Source organism: Bradyrhizobium sp. AZCC 1577 (genome assembly GCF_036924575.1).
Lineage (GTDB): Bacteria > Pseudomonadota > Alphaproteobacteria > Rhizobiales > Xanthobacteraceae > Bradyrhizobium.
In genome coordinates this window covers 7,550,449-7,565,989 of sequence record NZ_JAZHRQ010000001.1, presented here as the reverse complement: position 1 = coordinate 7,565,989, position 15,541 = coordinate 7,550,449, and the positions used below count along the sequence as shown (strand labels likewise).

Annotated in this window: 16 protein-coding genes, 1 tRNA gene and 2 pseudogenes; 7 read left to right on the top strand and 12 right to left on the bottom strand. The window is 61.5% G+C overall.

Annotated elements, in window-relative coordinates:
• Nucleotides 1-13 precede the first annotated feature (13 nt).
• Genes yidC through rpmH form a run of 3 tightly spaced genes read right to left on the bottom strand, consistent with a single transcriptional unit; the run spans nt 14 to nt 2,394 of the window.
• Nucleotides 14-1,867, bottom strand: coding sequence for a membrane protein insertase YidC (gene yidC, locus V1278_RS35930; protein WP_334383948.1), 1,854 nt, complete (start codon nt 1,865-1,867; stop codon nt 14-16).
• A gap of 20 nt (nt 1,868-1,887) precedes the next feature.
• A complete protein-coding gene (rnpA, locus tag V1278_RS35925; protein ID WP_334366256.1) occupies nt 1,888-2,232 on the bottom strand; it encodes a ribonuclease P protein component in 345 nt (114 codons plus the stop codon).
• 27 nt (nt 2,233-2,259) lie between these two features.
• Nucleotides 2,260-2,394 carry a 50S ribosomal protein L34 gene (rpmH, locus tag V1278_RS35920; protein ID WP_008542748.1) on the bottom strand — a complete coding sequence of 45 codons (135 nt, stop codon included), beginning with the start codon at nt 2,392-2,394 and terminating at the stop codon, nt 2,260-2,262.
• A gap of 420 nt (nt 2,395-2,814) precedes the next feature.
• Here rpmH and V1278_RS35915 point away from each other — a divergent pair, with 420 nt between their 5' ends.
• The 6 genes and pseudogenes from V1278_RS35915 (at nt 2,815) to V1278_RS35895 (ending at nt 7,959) form a co-directional block, all read left to right on the top strand.
• On the top strand, nt 2,815-4,290 hold the full coding sequence (locus V1278_RS35915; RefSeq protein WP_334366257.1) for a HAMP domain-containing sensor histidine kinase: 1,476 nt from the start codon (nt 2,815-2,817) through the stop codon (nt 4,288-4,290).
• Between the two features lie 322 nt (nt 4,291-4,612).
• A tRNA-Arg gene (locus tag V1278_RS35910) sits at nt 4,613-4,689 on the top strand.
• Between the two features lie 30 nt (nt 4,690-4,719).
• Nucleotides 4,720-4,815: pseudogene (locus tag V1278_RS37105) on the top strand (hypothetical protein); the annotation flags it as partial.
• A 143-nt stretch (nt 4,816-4,958) separates the two neighbouring features.
• The gene (locus V1278_RS35905; RefSeq protein ID WP_334383947.1) at nt 4,959-5,585 is read left to right on the top strand and encodes a glutathione S-transferase family protein; all 627 of its coding nucleotides are present in this window, start codon (nt 4,959-4,961) and stop codon (nt 5,583-5,585) included.
• A gap of 486 nt (nt 5,586-6,071) precedes the next feature.
• On the top strand, nt 6,072-6,527 hold the full coding sequence (locus V1278_RS35900; protein ID WP_334369121.1) for a VOC family protein: 456 nt from the start codon (nt 6,072-6,074) through the stop codon (nt 6,525-6,527).
• Between the two features lie 901 nt (nt 6,528-7,428).
• On the top strand, nt 7,429-7,959 hold the full coding sequence (locus tag V1278_RS35895; RefSeq protein ID WP_334383946.1) for a dihydrofolate reductase family protein: 531 nt from the start codon (nt 7,429-7,431) through the stop codon (nt 7,957-7,959).
• Nucleotides 7,960-8,050: 91 nt separating this feature from the next.
• Here V1278_RS35895 and V1278_RS35890 read toward each other — a convergent pair whose 3' ends face one another.
• The 8 genes from V1278_RS35890 to V1278_RS37100 form a co-directional block, all read right to left on the bottom strand.
• A complete protein-coding gene (locus V1278_RS35890) occupies nt 8,051-8,824 on the bottom strand; it encodes a type III pantothenate kinase (protein WP_334366292.1) in 774 nt (257 codons plus the stop codon).
• A gap of 142 nt (nt 8,825-8,966) precedes the next feature.
• Nucleotides 8,967-9,338: a hypothetical protein gene (locus V1278_RS35885; RefSeq protein ID WP_334383945.1), complete on the bottom strand. Its 372-nt coding sequence runs from the start codon at nt 9,336-9,338 to the stop codon at nt 8,967-8,969.
• Between the two features lie 71 nt (nt 9,339-9,409).
• Nucleotides 9,410-10,534 (bottom strand): ATP-binding protein, encoded by a 1,125-nt coding sequence (locus V1278_RS35880; RefSeq protein WP_334383944.1) that lies wholly within the window; start codon nt 10,532-10,534, stop codon nt 9,410-9,412.
• Complete coding sequence (locus tag V1278_RS35875) at nt 10,534-11,136, bottom strand: ATP-dependent Clp protease adaptor ClpS (RefSeq protein ID WP_334383943.1); 603 nt, start codon at nt 11,134-11,136, stop codon at nt 10,534-10,536. The genes V1278_RS35880 and V1278_RS35875 overlap by 1 nt, the downstream gene beginning before the upstream one ends.
• A gap of 71 nt (nt 11,137-11,207) precedes the next feature.
• Nucleotides 11,208-11,369 (bottom strand): hypothetical protein, encoded by a 162-nt coding sequence (locus V1278_RS35870; protein WP_334383942.1) that lies wholly within the window; start codon nt 11,367-11,369, stop codon nt 11,208-11,210.
• A 137-nt stretch (nt 11,370-11,506) separates the two neighbouring features.
• A complete protein-coding gene (locus tag V1278_RS35865) occupies nt 11,507-11,791 on the bottom strand; it encodes a GYD domain-containing protein (protein WP_334366296.1) in 285 nt (94 codons plus the stop codon).
• Nucleotides 11,792-11,934: 143 nt separating this feature from the next.
• Nucleotides 11,935-12,405, bottom strand: a complete 471-nt coding sequence (locus V1278_RS35860; protein WP_334383941.1) for a methyltransferase family protein — start codon at nt 12,403-12,405, stop codon at nt 11,935-11,937.
• Nucleotides 12,406-12,508: 103 nt separating this feature from the next.
• On the bottom strand, nt 12,509-12,712 hold the full coding sequence (locus V1278_RS37100; protein ID WP_442894638.1) for a hypothetical protein: 204 nt from the start codon (nt 12,710-12,712) through the stop codon (nt 12,509-12,511).
• 354 nt (nt 12,713-13,066) lie between these two features.
• On the opposite strand from V1278_RS37100, the gene V1278_RS35850 reads away from it, so the two are divergent.
• Complete coding sequence (locus V1278_RS35850) at nt 13,067-13,678, top strand: GyrI-like domain-containing protein (RefSeq protein ID WP_334383940.1); 612 nt, start codon at nt 13,067-13,069, stop codon at nt 13,676-13,678.
• A 56-nt stretch (nt 13,679-13,734) separates the two neighbouring features.
• Here the strand turns inward: V1278_RS35850 and V1278_RS37095 are convergent.
• A pseudogene (locus V1278_RS37095) lies at nt 13,735-15,509 on the bottom strand (tripartite tricarboxylate transporter substrate-binding protein).
• Between the last annotated feature and the right edge of the window lie 32 nt (nt 15,510-15,541).

Genomic DNA, 15,541 nt, shown 5'->3' with positions numbered 1-15,541 from the left:
AGGCGCCGCCGCGTCACGTCTTCTCGGCGGCCTTCTTCGGCGCGAACGTCGCCTTGAGATTGTCGAACAGCTCCACCTTCACGCCGTTCTTTCGCATGATGTAGCTCTGCTGGATCACCGAGAGCAGGTTGTTCCAGGCCCAGTAGATCACGAGACCCGCCGGGAAGCCGGCCAGCATGAAGGTGAAGATCAGCGGCATCCAGTCGAAGATCATCTTCTGGGTCGGATCCGGCGGCGTCGGGTTCAGCTTCATCTGGAACCACATCGTGATGCCCATGATGATCGGCCAGACGCCGAGCGCGAGGTAAAATCCGATCACCGGAATGTGCGTCGGATCGAAAGGCAGCAGACCGAACAGATTGAACAGGTTGGTCGGGTCCGACGCCGAGAGATCCCTTATCCAGCCGTAGAACGGCGCATGGCGCATTTCGATGGTGACGAACAGCACCTTGTAGAGCGAGAAGAACACCGGAATCTGCAGCGCAATGGGAAGGCAGCCCGCGATCGGGTTGATCTTCTCCTTGCGGTAGATCTCCATCATCTCCTGCTGCTGCTTCTGGCGGTCGTCTGGATAGCGCTCCTTCAGCGCCTGCAGTTGCGGCTGCACCGACTTCATCTTCGCCATCGATGCGTAGGACTTGTTGGCGAGCGGGAAGAACAACAGCTTGATCAGCACCGTCACCAGCAGGATGGAGAGGCCGAAATTGCCGACCAGATGGAAGAAATAGTCGAGCAACAGGAACATTGGCTTGGTGATGAAGTAGAACCAGCCCCAATCGATCAATAGATCGAATTGGTTGAGCCCGAGCTGCTTGTTGTAGCCGCCATGGCCGGCAAACGGGAAGTTGATGCCGACGACGCTGGCCTCCTTGGCGCCGGCGAACAGCCGCGCATTGGCGCTGCCGGTGCCGCCGATCGCAATCGTCTGCGGATCCAGCAGGTAGTCGGTCTGGTAGGTGCGCTTGGTGCCGGCCAGGTTGGAGGAGAAGCGCGCCTGCAGCCTGGCGGTGGTGTCCGGCAACAGCGCCGACGCCCAGTATTTGTCCGTGATGCCGAGCCAGCCATTGGTGACGTTGAAGGCGACCGACTTAACTTCGTCGATCTTCGAGTAGCTGTATTCCTGCAGGCGCTGGTCGCCGAGATAGCCGATCAGGCCTTCATGCAGGATGTAGTAGCCCGAGACCTCCGGCGTGCCGTGGCGGGAGATAAGGGCGAACGGATAGAGCGTGACCGGCGCATTGCCGACGTTGGTGACGTCGTCCTTGATGGTGAAGAGATAGCGGTCGTCGACCGCAATGGTGCGGCGGAAGGTGAGACCTTCGCCATTGTCCCATTTCAGCGTGACCGGCCTCTCGGGACTCAGGCTGCCGGAGCCTTCCTGCTGCCACACCGTCTCGCGATCGGGAAGCTTGGCGGTTGAGCCGGAGGCGGCGACCCAACCGAATTCCGCGTAATAGGGATGCGCCGTCCCCGAGGGCGAGAACAGCACGATCGCCGGCGACTTCGGATCGACGGTGTCGCGGAATTTCTCCAATGCGAGATCGTCGATGCGCGCGCCCTTCAGCGCGATGCTGCCGGAAATACGCGGCGTCTCGATCTTGATGCGGGGCGAGGCGGCAATCGCGGTGTCGCGGCTGACGACCGGCTGGGCCGGCTGGCCGGCAGGCGCGCCGGCGGAGGGCGTCGCGCCCGGTTGCGGCGTGGTGGAGCCCGGAGCCGTCTGCGGCTGCGACTTGTTAAGTTCGGCCTGGGTCTGCTGCTGCGCACGCTGCCGCTCCATCTGCGGCATATTGTAGAAATACTGCCAGGCGATCAGCACGAGGCCGGACAGAATGACGGCGAGGATGGTGTTGCGGTTGTCGGTCATCGTTTTTGAGGTCTCGCCATTCAATTCGGATGTTTGGTCGGCTGCCGGTCGAGGCGATGCAGCGCCGAGCGGAGATCGTCGAGCATGGTTGCGAAGTCGCGGGTGAGCGCGGCGCGACGGCCTACCAGCACATAATCATGGTGCGGTCGCATCGATATGACGTCCAGCCGCTTCACCAGTTCGCGAAGCCTGCGCCGGATGCGATTGCGCTCGGTAGCAGTACCGTTCTTTTTGGTAACGGTGAAGCCGATTCGGATCGGGCCGTCATCGTCGCGGGCTCGGCGCTGCACCACGAAGGCAGCGCTGTTGGCCCGCGTGCCATTGGCAACGGCGAGAAAGTCCGCCCGCTGCCTCAGCCGATCCATGAATGAAATCTCCGGAAAGGTTCCGGCTCAGGCGCTCAGACGCTTGCGGCCGCGCGCACGGCGAGCGGCGAGAACCTTGCGGCCGCCGGCGGTGGCGAGACGGGCGCGGAAGCCGTGACGGCGCTTGCGCACCAGTTTGCTGGGTTGATAAGTCCGCTTCACGGGTAGTTCTCCGCTGACCGGGCAATTTGCCTGTTGGATTGAGATGCGTCCGATGATGCGGGCCGGCCCGAAATGGGCCATTTACGGCCCAAAGCGAGCCGCCCCCGGCTGAAACCGGGCCATCGCGGACAATTGGCGCGGCTTATACGGGAGCGACCTGTTTTCGTCAATGTCGGGGGCTGCCGCATCAGCCCTTCTTTGAAACGTCGCAATTGGGGCGAATATATCTGTTTTCGTGGGGTTTTCAGGGGCAGGACGGCGACGCGCCCGGACCATTGGAACCACGGCACATTAGCGATCGGTAATTTGACCGTTCGGTGGCCCAAACGCATCCTCGGAATCACGGGAACGCGAACTTATATGGGCCGCGCGACCTGGGTTCGGCGGGCTCCGAAAGCAGAGATATCAAGGCGGATAATCGTGTCAGCGACCGACCAGCCGACTCTTCAAGCGCCGCGGCCTTCGGGCCCGCGGCGGCTCGGCCTGTCCGGCAAGCTCCTGCTCCTCACCATCCCGCTCGTGATGATCGCACTCCTGATGATCTACGTGCCTTCGATCGCGAATTTCTGGACCAATCGGCTGAACGACCGCCTCGCCGCGGCCAATACCGCCGCCTTGGTGCTGGACGCCGCGCCACTCGGCATGGTCCCGGATTCGCTGGCCCGGCAGATTCTGACCAGCGTCGGCGCGCGGGCGGTCGCCATCAAGATGGGGCAGCAGCGTCGGCTGCTCGCCAGCGCCGACCTGCCGCCGGCGATCGACCGTGACATCGACATGCGGACGCTCACGGTGTGGTCCGCGATCGTCGAGTCCTTTGAGACCATGCTGGAGCGAGGCAACCAGACCATCCGCGTGGTGGGGCCCGCGCCCGGCGGCGCCCAATTCATCGAAGTCGTGGTCGACGAGAAGCCGTTGCGGCTGGCGATGTACCGCTTTTCCAGCAATCTGTTGCTGGTCTCGCTGGGGATCGCGATGCTGGCCGCGGGGCTGGTTTACCTCGCGCTGCATTATCTGTTTGTCCGCCCGATGCGGCGGCTGACTGCCAATCTCGTCGGCTTCCACGAAAACCCCGAAAGCGCGGCGCGCATCATCGTGCCGAGCCAGCGCAGCGACGAGATCGGCGTCGTCGAGCGCGAACTGTCCGACATGCAGCGCGACCTTGTCTCGATGCTCTCCCAGAAGAGCCGGCTTGCCGCGCTCGGGCTTGCGGTGTCGAAGATCAACCATGATCTGCGCAATCTTCTGGCGTCCTCGCAATTGCTGTCGGATCAATTGGCCAGTGTGCCCGATCCGCGGGTGCAGCGCTTTGCGCCGAAACTGATGCGCTCGCTGGAGCGCGCCATCGACTTCTGCCAATCGACGCTGTCCTATGGCCGGGCTCAGGAAGCCGAGCCCGACCGCCGCTTGATCCAGGTCGAACCCGTGGTCACCGAGGTGCGCGAATCTGCCGGCCTTGCCGCCGACGCCTCGATCACCTGGATCAACGCCATCGAGCGCGGGCTTTCGATCGACGCCGATCCCGACCAGCTCTTTCGCGTGCTGCTTAACCTGGTGCGCAACGCGGTGCAGGCGCTCGACAGCCGCCCCAAGGGCGACACCGCGACATTGCAGATCCGAATCACCGGCCGCCGCGAAGGCTCGGTCGCGATCATCGAGGTTTCCGACACCGGTCCGGGCGTGCCGGCAAAGACGCGCGAGCACCTGTTCGAGGCGTTCCAGACCTCCGGCCGCCCCGGCGGCAGCGGGCTGGGCCTGGCGATCGCCGCCGAGTTGGTCCGCGCCCATGGCGGCGACATCCACCTGGTCGAAGGCACCATTGGTGCCACCTTCCGCGTCTCGATTCCCGACCGCCCGGTGGAACTACAGAGCGTCCGCAACGAGCGGGCCCGGGCGTAAGCAGTTGATCCTCCACGTCGTTCGGGGCGATGCCACCGGGTCCGCGCGAAGCGCGGCCCGATGACAGGCTCTGCATCCTCCGCATCGAAGCCGGAATCCAGAAGTCGTGGCGCGAGATTCCCCGATGTGCGGGGCACATCCGAGGTTTGCGCTGTGATGCGCCCGGAATGACGGAAATACTGCCCGGAATTGGCCCCCCGATCGCATTTCCCCACCTTGCCAAGCGAAGCCGGAGCGGGTAGCTAAAGCGCTCTTTCGCGACCGTCCGAGGTCTTTGTCGGACGCATCCGGGCCTCTTAAAGCCCAAATGCCAAGCGAAAACGCGCCCGTAGCTCAGCTGGATAGAGCACCAGACTACGAATCTGGGGGTCAGGAGTTCGAATCTCTTCGGGCGCGCCATTTCACTGCGATCAAGCGCGCGGCTTTGCCGTGACCCGCACCTCCGGCAGCCACTATCGGCTGGTCCACCGAGCCGATTCGGCGCGCAAAGTGACGGTGCCGTACCACGCCGATGATCTCAAGCGCGGCACATTGCGCTGTCGGCGTCATCAGAAAGATGCAATGCGCTCGGCAGACTACCTCTCGGTAGAACACACGATCCTGAAAGGCGCTGTCGGCAGCGGTTGCTGTAGGCAGATATCGCAAGCAAACGCCAAGGGAGAGACCCCATGTATATCCTTTATCACTTTCCATTTTCTCAGCATGGGCGACGGGTCGTCGCGCTACTTGAGGAAGCTCGCATTCCCTATGAGTTGCGCGTCGTCGACATGGCGTCCGGCCAGCACATGTCTGACGACTTCCGCAAAATCAATCCGAACCATCAAGTCCCGGTGCTGATCGATGGAGATCTTACGCTCACCGAATCGAACGCTATTCTGCGCTACCTCTGCACCCAGCATGACTTGGTTGAGTGGTATCCTCGGGCCGCCGACTCGCGCGCCCAGGTGGAACAATGGCTTGACTGGAACCAGTGCCGCCTCGGCCCCGCCGTGGTCGATATCGTCCTCAACAAGGTATTCCTCGGCCCCAATGGCGACGCCTCCGCAATCGAGCGTGGCGAACGGCGATTGGCGGATGTCGCTCCGGTCCTGGAAGCCAGGCTGTCACGTTCCGCCCATGTCGCCGGAGACACGCCAACGATCGCGGACCTGTCGATTGCATCGAACCTGACCCAACTCTATCTTGCCGACGCTTCGCCAAAGACACCCGCCACCGTTGCATGGTATCGCAAAATGGAAGCGCTAAGCGGTGTCAGGGCATCGTGCGCGCCCATGCAGGCCAAGACGAAGGGTTAACGGCCAACCTCGTCCCGAGCACACGCCACAAAACGCTAGAGCATGCTGTTTTTTACCGGAATCCGGATTCCCAGTCTGGAGAACCTCTGATTCAAACTCGATGCTGGGAACGCGGGCCCAGCATGGATGGCGCGCCCCCTTTTGGAAGACACGCGGCCTGCGCAAGGGCAAATACTATCGCGCCGAGCCAGCCTGCAGATACCGCGGCCGGCCAGAACGGCAAGGGTGTGAGCCGGTTGAGCGCGAGCCCAGTAAGCACTGCGACCGCCCACGCGATCGGCGGCCGGACAATGACGTCAGCGGTACCTGCCGTGTCAGCCATGGCGGAACCTGCGTTCCTTTCGATGTAGCCAGCCGAAGTTATTTGCAGGCGTAGCGTAAAATCGCAGGCAGTCCGAAATGAGCGTGCCCGAAGCTCTTCGCGCCGTGGATGGCGTAGTGCTACCGTCCAGCAGCTACACCATCACCAGGGACACGACCGAAATCATGACTAAAAGTAAATTGCTACGAATGGACAATGTCGGCATCGTGGTGGAATCTCTCGATGATGCCATCTCTTTTTTCACCGAGCTTGGCCTGACGCTTGAGGGGCGAGCCATGGTTGAAGGAGAATGGGCCGGACGCGTCACTGGACTGGGTAATCAGCGCGTCGAGATCGCCATGATGCTCACTCCCGACGGCCACAGCCGCCTCGAGCTCTCGCGTTTTCTCACCCCGTCTGTAGTCGCCGATCACCGGAACGCCCCGGTGAACGCCCTCGGCTACCTGCGTGCTATGTTCACAGTGAGCGACATCGACGAAACACTCACCAGACTCCGTAAGCACGGTGCGCAGCTCGTCGGCGAAGTGGTTCAGTACGAGGATTCGTATCGGCTCTGCTACATCCGCGGCCCCGAAGGACTCCTCATCGGACTGGCAGAACCACTCGGTAGTAATCGGTAACGGTTAAGGGAGAACCCCGCCCGCGTCAGCAGGTGGGGTTTGGACGTGCCACGCTTCAGCTGGATCGCGTGGCGTAGTGCGATTTCGCAATCTGTCGCAACTTTTCGAGCGATAGCGGTCTCGCGGCTGGCTGCAGCGTCATAGCGTTCCGGCGAAAACGTAGTTATCAGTTTCATCTACGCTCGGGCGCCATTTTGCGATTTGTACGATTTCACCGCCAAAACGCGCCGCTATCATGCTGCGTTTCCGCTCCGCCCCGCGGCGGGTTCAATGACCAGGTGGATGGCATGCCAAAGACGCGTGCTGTTTTGGGCTCCGCTCTTTTCCTCGTCGCCGCGCCCGGCGTGTTGGCAGTGCTCCTCCCATGGCGGGTTACGCACTGGGAGGTTCGATCGCCATTCCTTGGGCTTGAGCTGACGCGCGCCATCGGCGCGATATTGATCCTTGCCGGCATACCCGGACTTGTGGGTTCATTTGCTCGCTTTGCGCCGTATCATTCGGGCTGATCGTTGGCGTAGCGCGCAATCGTGCAACCTCGCAGTTTTGCCGGCTGGAACGCGCGGCAGGCCACGGCATCATGGCGCCGCGGCGAACGAGTAGTGCCCATCTTCATCGACCGTGGCGCGCCATTTCGGTTCAAAGGCACGAACGCCTAGCACCGCCGCCTCTACGCCAGAGGCGGCGGTTAGCGTTTGGAGCAGCTCGCTCCGCAGCCCACGAATGCGAACCTCTTTCCGGCTCACGACTTACACCCGCTGCGCGACAGTGCGCGCACTTGATCGCGGGCGAACGTGCCGTCGCCGTTCCCAATTGCGATTTAAAATCAGTCAATCTAGCTTACAACCGATTTCATGACGCAATCAGAACCGCGTGGATGGGCCGCGTGAGGAAGGAATTGGGTATGGCTAAGCTCGTGTTCGGAATGAACCAGTCCCTGGACGGCTACGTCGACCATATGGCGTTTGCGCCAAGCCCTACGCTCTTCCGCCACTTCATCGAGGAGGCTCAGGGGCAGGCAGGTAGTGTGTACGGTCGCCAAATGTATGAGATCATGCGTTACTGGGACGACGATCATCCTGAGTGGGGTGCAGAGGAACACGCCTTCGCGGCGGCGTGGCGGAAACAGCCGAAATGGGTCGTCTCGCGCTCGTTGAAGTCGGTCGGCCCCAACGCCAGGCTTGTTGAGGATGATCTCGAGGGCGCGATCCGCAAGCTGAAGGCCGAGCGCGACGGGGAGGTCGAAGTTGCTGGCCCGAACTTGGCGCAAAGCCTCACCGAACTTGGCCTGATCGATGAGTATCGAATCTACCTGCACCCTGTCGTGCTTGGCCACGGCAAGCCATATTTCGCCGGACCCCGGCCGCCGCTCCGCCTTGTGACTCATGATCGGATTGGCGAGGATGTGATCAGGTTGACCTACGTTCCTGCTTAATCTCGCGACTCGCCGGATGGAAATCGCAGCGATCTGCGCTCGCTAGCGGCGCTGGCGAAGTAGGAACGGCGGATTGTATTCGAGTGCATCGTCACCTTAATCCCGTACTTCGCCGGTATATCTCCAGCAGACCGCGAATCGTCAGGTCGGGATCGAAGTGATCTATCGCCTTGGTGGCGTCGTGGAACAACGATGCGACGCCGCCGGTGGCGACGACCGTCATTGCTTCGTTCCGCTCGGCCTTAATGCGAGCAATCATTCCTTCGATGAGCGCAACGTGACCCCAGAAAATACCGGACTGCATGGCGCTAACCGTGTCATCGCCTACCACCCGTCGTGGCTTTTGCAGCGCAATTCTGGGAAGCTTCGCGGCGGCTGCATGCAGGGCCTCCATCGACAGGTGGACGCCTGGCGCGATCACACCTCCCTCGAAGCCGCCATCACTCGCGATCACGTCCAGCGTGATGGCGGTCCCGCTGTCGACAATGATCAATGGCCCGGAATAGAGCTTGAGCGCGCCGAGCGCATTGACCAGACGGTCCGATCCGACCTCCGAGGGCTTCTTGGTCCGCACCTCGATGCCTAGCTCGGTGTTCTCACCAATGATCAACGGCTCGGCGTGCAGGTAACGACGCGACAGGTTTCGCAGGTTGAAGATCGACTGCGGCACTACGCTCGATATCACACAGGCATTCAAAAGGCTGAGCTCAAGTTTGTGCATCGCCATGAGCTGCGACAGCCACACGGCGTACTCATCGGCTGTACGGCTAGGTTCGGTAGCCGATCGCCATTGGGCGATCCAATGGTCGCCGTCGTGAACCGCGAACAGGCTGTTGGTGTTTCCCTGCTCAATTGCCAGAAGCATCGATCAAGTCCTACGTTGCAGCTTCACATTATCTGGGCGCGGCGCCACGGTGAAGCAATAGTGCCCATCTTCATCGGCCGCGGCGCGCCATTTATCGACTGCATCGCGCAAATATCTTGACCTGCGAGGCCACCCCTGCGCTTCAATGGCCTTCGCGCTCGGCGTCGCCCTGAACCGCGTCTTCCGCTTGTGCGGCGACCAGTGCCGGCGCGCCGCGGGATCGAATGACGATTCCGATGACGTCGACATCGACCTTGAGCAGATCGAGCTCTCGCGTCATCTCACGCAGTTCCTGGCCCTTGCGCGCGATTTCCTCGGAAACGTCGATAGCCATGTTGCGCTCGGTGACCCCGCCCGGGCTGCCGACGAACATTTTGGCTCTGAGCCACTCGAGCCGCGCCCGCTGCGTATCGCGCGCGAACTTCTTTTCGACGAACTGTCGCCGTGCCTCTACATAGGCCGCCAGCAATTCGACGTCGGACATTTTGTACAGGGCGTCGGCTGAAACGCTCATGGCCGCTGGCTCAGACGATCGGGTTCATGGCAGGTAGCGGGTCAAAACCTATTCTACCAAGCCAGGTCCGATCAAGCGCCTGCCATTTCCTGCGCGCCGCCGAGCAGCGTGACGTTGAGTCTGCCGCCAGTGAACAACATGTCGTCCAGCGCTTCGCTGATGTCGCCGGATTCGACCGTCGAACCGCCGTCCCGAAAAATGCTCGCTTGCGCGATACGCCGCATCAATTCCTTGATGAACGCGGCGCTGACGCCCTTCGTGCGGTTCACGGTCTCATCGATGATGGTCTGATCCATCGGCAGGTCCTTGCCATAGAGCCGAACAAGCTTGCTGCGGCCGATGCCGTCGGGCAGCGGCACTTCGATCGCCTGGTCGATGCGTCCGGGCCGGCCGGCCAGCGCGCCTTCAAGCTGCTCCGGCCGGTTGGTGGTGAGGACGAACAGGATGTCGGAGTCCTCCTTCAGCCCGTCCATTTCGTTGAGCAGCTTGTTGAGCAGCGGCTCTTCACACGATCCCATCTCTTCGCGATCGCGGGCGATGAGGTCGACGTCCTCGATCACTACCATCGTCGGCTGCAACAGGCGCGCCAGCTTCATGTAGGCGCCGAGCAACCCCACCTGCTCGGCCGTGATGATCAACGTCGTATGTCCGGGCAAATTGGTCGCGAGGTAACGGATCGTGTGCGTCTTGCCGGTGCCCGGCGGACCGTAAAGCAGGATGCCCTTGCGGGTCGACTGGCCCAGCTTGCGAAGCGCCGCGCGATTGCCGACAAAGCCCATGACGTTGCGATCGAGCAGCTTCAGCGTCTGTTCGGGCAAGATGACTTCCTCACGTCCGACTGCCGGCAGCCGGTGCACCATGACCCCGCTCGACCGTCCGCGATAGTCGGATCCACCTTCGAGCGAAAGGATCTTGCCGCGATAGGAACGCGCGGCGTGCACCGCCTCTTCAAGCCCGGCGAACGAACTTTGTACGAGTGCGTCGCCGGCGGCGCCGGCCGGCACGGCGATCTCGATGCGTGTCGCAGCCTCATGCTGGTATTCGCGATGAAACGATAGCAGCACGGCGTAGCGGAGTTCGCCGGCCCTGCACAGCCACAGTCCGTTATGCAGGCATTTCACCGGCTGCGCTTCACCGATCTCGACGTCGTGGTACTGCGGCGGCGCAAGCGCGGGTGCGTTCCGGCCATCCTTCATCAGGGCCGCAATACCAGCGTCTCATAGCGATACTCCTCGTGAATGCCGAAGAAGTGCAGCGGCGAGGCGAGCAACTGGGCGACCGCGACCTGGACGTCGGCGAGCATGTGGCCGGGAAACTGCCGCGCTCTCGTCACCAATTGGTTTCGCGGGATTCCGGCAAAGTGCCAGTCAAGCGCGAGCCAGGCGTATTTGAACTCGTCTCCAGGCACGGCCTCCGATGCGCGCCTGACGGCAAGCAGGCAGCCGTTGCAGAGGCACGCCGTGCCGCCGGCGAGCAGGATTTCACTGCCAGTCGCCGGTGCTCCGCAAAGATCGCATGCACCTTTCGTGGTCGCGGTTTCGCTGGTGATCAGCAAACCATGACCGGCGGCGCTGATGCTTTGCCGTGCCGAATCCAGCAGCGCCTTGGCGACCGAGCCCGGGTAGGGGCCGCAGGCCACCTTCTCTTTGTTCTCGATCAGCGCGGTGAATGCGATCGCTTCCCGTTCCGACTTGCCGAATACGTTGCGAAGGAGCTGCCGGACGAATTCGACGGGCGTATCGTCGTCATTATGAATGAAGAGCGTGATCGACCCGGCGTCGGTGCAAATGTCATGCATGAAAGGAAAGACCTCGTACGCGTTGCCCAAAGAACAAAAAGAGAACACAGGCGGCGAGCCGCGTCAAGCGGTCAGCGAACCGCCACTTCCAATGTGGGAATAGCATTGATCTTCTCGCCAAGCTCCTGCTCGGCCCGCTCCAGATCGTAGCGCTTCTGCAGATTGAGCCACAGGTCCGGACCAAGCCGCACCACCGCAGTAATCGCTGTGTAGCGGCTTGCGGCATCCTTCATCGACCGTGGCGCGCCCGGCCTTCGATCACTCCGGGGTAAGCGCGGCACCCGCGCCCGGGAACAATGCCACACCCCGCTCGCCCAAGCGAAGTGGGCACGGGTGGTTCGCAGGAAAGCCGTGAGCCACGCCGCGACGCCTAGTTCGCCGCGTCCTTGATAGCGGCTTCGAAGGTCTTGGGGTCGAAGGCCGGCATGCTTTGGACCCGCCCCAGACCCTGGGTCGCGTACCAGACGGAGAACGCGAGCATCGCCGCCTCATTCGGGGCATCGACGATGTCGACGAAATCGTAGTAGCCCTGCGTGTAGTGGATCGACTCGACCTTGATGCCTAGCTTGTCGAGTTTTGTCTTGGCCTTGCCGATCCGCTCCGATTGCTTGCTTGCCCATTCCGGGCTCAGATTACCAAGCAGCACATATTTCATGGCCACCTCCACGAGAGGTTGATCATTTTGCGCGAAGGACCACACAATTATACGCCTTCCCACGACCCATGCCCATGCCGATTTGCGGAGCGGGAACGGCGAGGCACGGGTTCCCCGGCGCTGGTCCCTGGCCGACAAGCGCCCTATAGCCAGCGCCGGACCCGCGCGCAGTAGCGGCGATAGACGTCCCCGAACTTGCGCTCGAGATAGGCTTCCTCGCGAGCGATCACACCGTAGCGGATGACTAGCGCGAAAGGCAGCAGCGTCATCAACAGCCAGAGGCTGTTGAAGGCAATGGCCAAGCCGATGAGCCCCAGCACCATGCCGAGATAGATGGGGTTGCGCGTGAAGCGGTAGGGGCCAGCCTCCACGATGGTCGTGGTCGGCAGGTTGGTGGGCACGTTCGAGCCGGCCCGGGTCATGGTAGAGATCGCCCACGCGACCAGCGCCAGCGCGAGGGAAAACACTGTCGCGCCTAGCCAGCCTGCAGGTAGCGCGGCCGGCAAGAACGGCAAGGGCATGAGCCAGTTGAGCGCGAACCCGGCGAGCACCGCGAGCGCCCACGCGATCGGCGGCCGGACAATGACGCCAGCGGTATCTGTTATGTCAGCCATAACGGGACCGGTGAAACCGCGCTTGATCTGGCTGAAGGCTATTTGCAAGCATAGCACAAAATCGCAGGCTGCACCGGGACGCGAACGGTGTGGGAAGCGGAATTCAGACGATGCCGTGTTCTTTCAGAACGGCTTGCTCGTCCCCTGACACCCATCCAAAGATCTTTGGTGTGTCTTCGAGCTGCTGCACCAGATAATGGACCTCAAAATCAATGGAAACATCCGGTTCGCTGCCACGGTCGTAGATGGCGGTCCAAGCGACGTGCGCCAGGCAATGGTTGCTCGTCGATCCGTGCGATGCGGACATTGCGAAGTCGCATATCCTTCGTACCGATCCGGCGATAATTTTCAAACCCCTGTTGCATCATCTGCTTCAGGTGTTCGTCATTCCGGCCAACACTGACGCCAGCCGGAGAGGCCGCAACGAACGCAGTGGCGTATGAAGACGCCACTTGGTCCATATCCACTTGATCCCTAAGCGCCGTTCGGAACAGGTTCTCATAGCGCTCAAACAAGTCCTTTACGTTCTTTTCCATAAGGTGCCGCCTCCTCACTTTGGCTCTCCGGGCTCGAGGTATTCTGCGCGAGGTGGTCTAGTGTGGTCTAGTAAGGCTGATCTGGTTCGGCCGTCCAAACATGTTCAGAATGCTGTGAGGGGTAGATGGAGAAGCTGGATCTAAAGAAGGTGAGGAAGCCACTCTTCACCGCTCCCCTTAACCGCTTCGTGACGATCGATGTGCCGCCGGCTTCCTACCTCATGATAGATGGTCATGGTGACCCGAACACAGCCCAAGCTTATAGGCTGGCCGTCGAAAGCCTCTACGCGACGGCCTTTACGATCAAATTCTCCTGCAAGGCAAACGGGAAAGACTTCGTCGTGATGCCATTGGAGGGACTTTGGTCAGCTCCCGACCCTGAGAGCTTCTCCGCACGGCGCAAGGACGAATGGGAGTGGACCATGATGATCATGGTGCCGGACTATGTGGATGACGAAACCTTTCTGGCCGCCAGGATCAAGGCGCGAGAGAAGCTCGGCGCGCTTCCTGACAGTCTGAGGCTCGAAAGCCTGGAGGAAGGCCTCTGCCTCCAGGCATTGCACGTGGGCAGCTATGACGACGAAGGACCGCTGCTCGCGAGGTTGCACGGGGAGATCATGCCTTCGGGCGGCTACGACTTCGCCGGTCGGCATCATGAGGTCTATCTGAGCGACCCTCGCAAGACGGCGCCTGAAAGGCTCAAGACCGTGATCCGCCAACCCGTGCGCCAGAACTGAAAGTGGAGCCTGATCAGCACGTCAAGCGCCACAGAGGCCGGCTACGAAACTTGCAGCTAGTTCGCGGCGCGAATGCCCCGCTCACGTATGATCGCGCCGAACCGCTCGGAGTCTTTGCGGGACTTTTCCTTGAACTCTTCCGGAGACATCGGTGCGGCGATGTTTCCGAGGGTCGCGATACGCTCGTTCAACGCGGCGGTTGCAAGCGATCGATTAATTTCCTTGTTCAAACGCGCGACAACGTCGGATGATGTTCCGGCTGGCGCGTAGATGCCGAATACGGCATCCGCGTCAAAGCCCGTAAGGCCGAGCTCGTCGAGCGTGGGTACATTCGGAAGTTGGGGCGATCGTTGGGGGCTTCCGATCGCAAGAGCGCGCAGCTTGCCGGCTTTCACGTGCTCGATGGCGATGCCGGGATCGAACAGGAAGTCGAGTTGCCCCCCGAGCAGGTCATTGAGCGCAGGTGCCGCGCCGCGGTAAGGCACGTGCACTGCGCTTGTGCCGGTCATGTTTTTCAACATTTCTGCCGCAAGATGGGGAGAGCTGCCGATACCGGGCGATCCAAAATTCCGCTTTTCCGGATTGGCCTTCAGATCAGCAATGAATTCCTTGAAATCCCGCACCGGATTGTCCGCCCGAATGACGAGATAGAAAGGCACGCGCGCAACTGAGGCGACGGGGATGATGTCCTCGTGGGGTCGAATGGCATTTTGGCATACAGATGCGGATTGATCGCCACCATCCCGCCTGAAGACATCAGCAGGGTGTAGCCATCCGGCGCGGACGTCGCCACGGATTCTCCGCCCAGATTTCCGCCAGCGCCTCCCCTGTTTTCGATTACGACCGACTGACCGAAAGTTTCGCTGAGAGGTTGACCTACAAGGCGCGCGAGCTGATCTGCTGCTCCTCCCGCGGGAAAGTTGACAATGAGGCGAATGGACTGGCTCGGCCAACTCTGTGCCAGCGAAGTGGACATCAGGCTCGCGGTGAAGGCGATCGCGACCACAATGGCTTTCATGATTATCTCCCCGGGTTTTGCTATTTGAAGGAATGGCGATGGGTCGCTCGATCGATCCGCAGCATCCCGTTCCGCATTTGAAAGAGAGCGACGGTAAATCACCTTCACCCCGCGAGGAAATCGCCGATCGCCGCGACACAGGCGGGGTCTTCCTGCATGGCGAAGTGCCCAGCGCCGGGCACGATATGTATGCGGGCTTTTGGAATCGCGCTTGCCCAAAGTTCCGCCTGACTGGCAAGCGCGATCCTGTCCCTGTCGCCCCACACGATGAGCGTTTCGTTGGGTATCCGGCTTAGCCATCGACCAAGATTTGGGTGTCCCATGCCGTGGGCCTTCCGAATGTTGCTCAGCGCCTGGCTTTCCTTCTCCCTTGCCGCAATGAACTGCTCTGGCTGGCGGGGGTGCAAGCGAGCCTCCGGGAAAGTATCGGGCCGCAACTTCCGTTCGATGCGCCAGGTAGTGAGGCAAATCTTGCGGAGCGATTTTGGTGGGGTCGGCGCCGCGATGGTCAGGATGGTTGAGCCCGGCAGGGGCGTTCAGCACCAGACGAGCAAAGCGTTCGCCGGCGACCACCGCCATTTCTGCCGCCATCCAGCCGCCCATGGAATGACCGACGAGGTGCGGCCGATCCAGCCCCAATGCTGCGATGAGCCGCAAATTGTGGACGATCAAATCCTGCATCCCGCAGATATGCGGCGCAGGTCCACTTTCGCCGAAGCCGGGGTGGAATGGCAGATAGACCCGAAACCTGTCGGCCAAACCGCGCGCCCATTCTTGCCCCTCGATCGTTGCCGCTCCGTGAAGCGCCAGCACGGCCGGACCCCTTCCGATGACTTTTATGACCG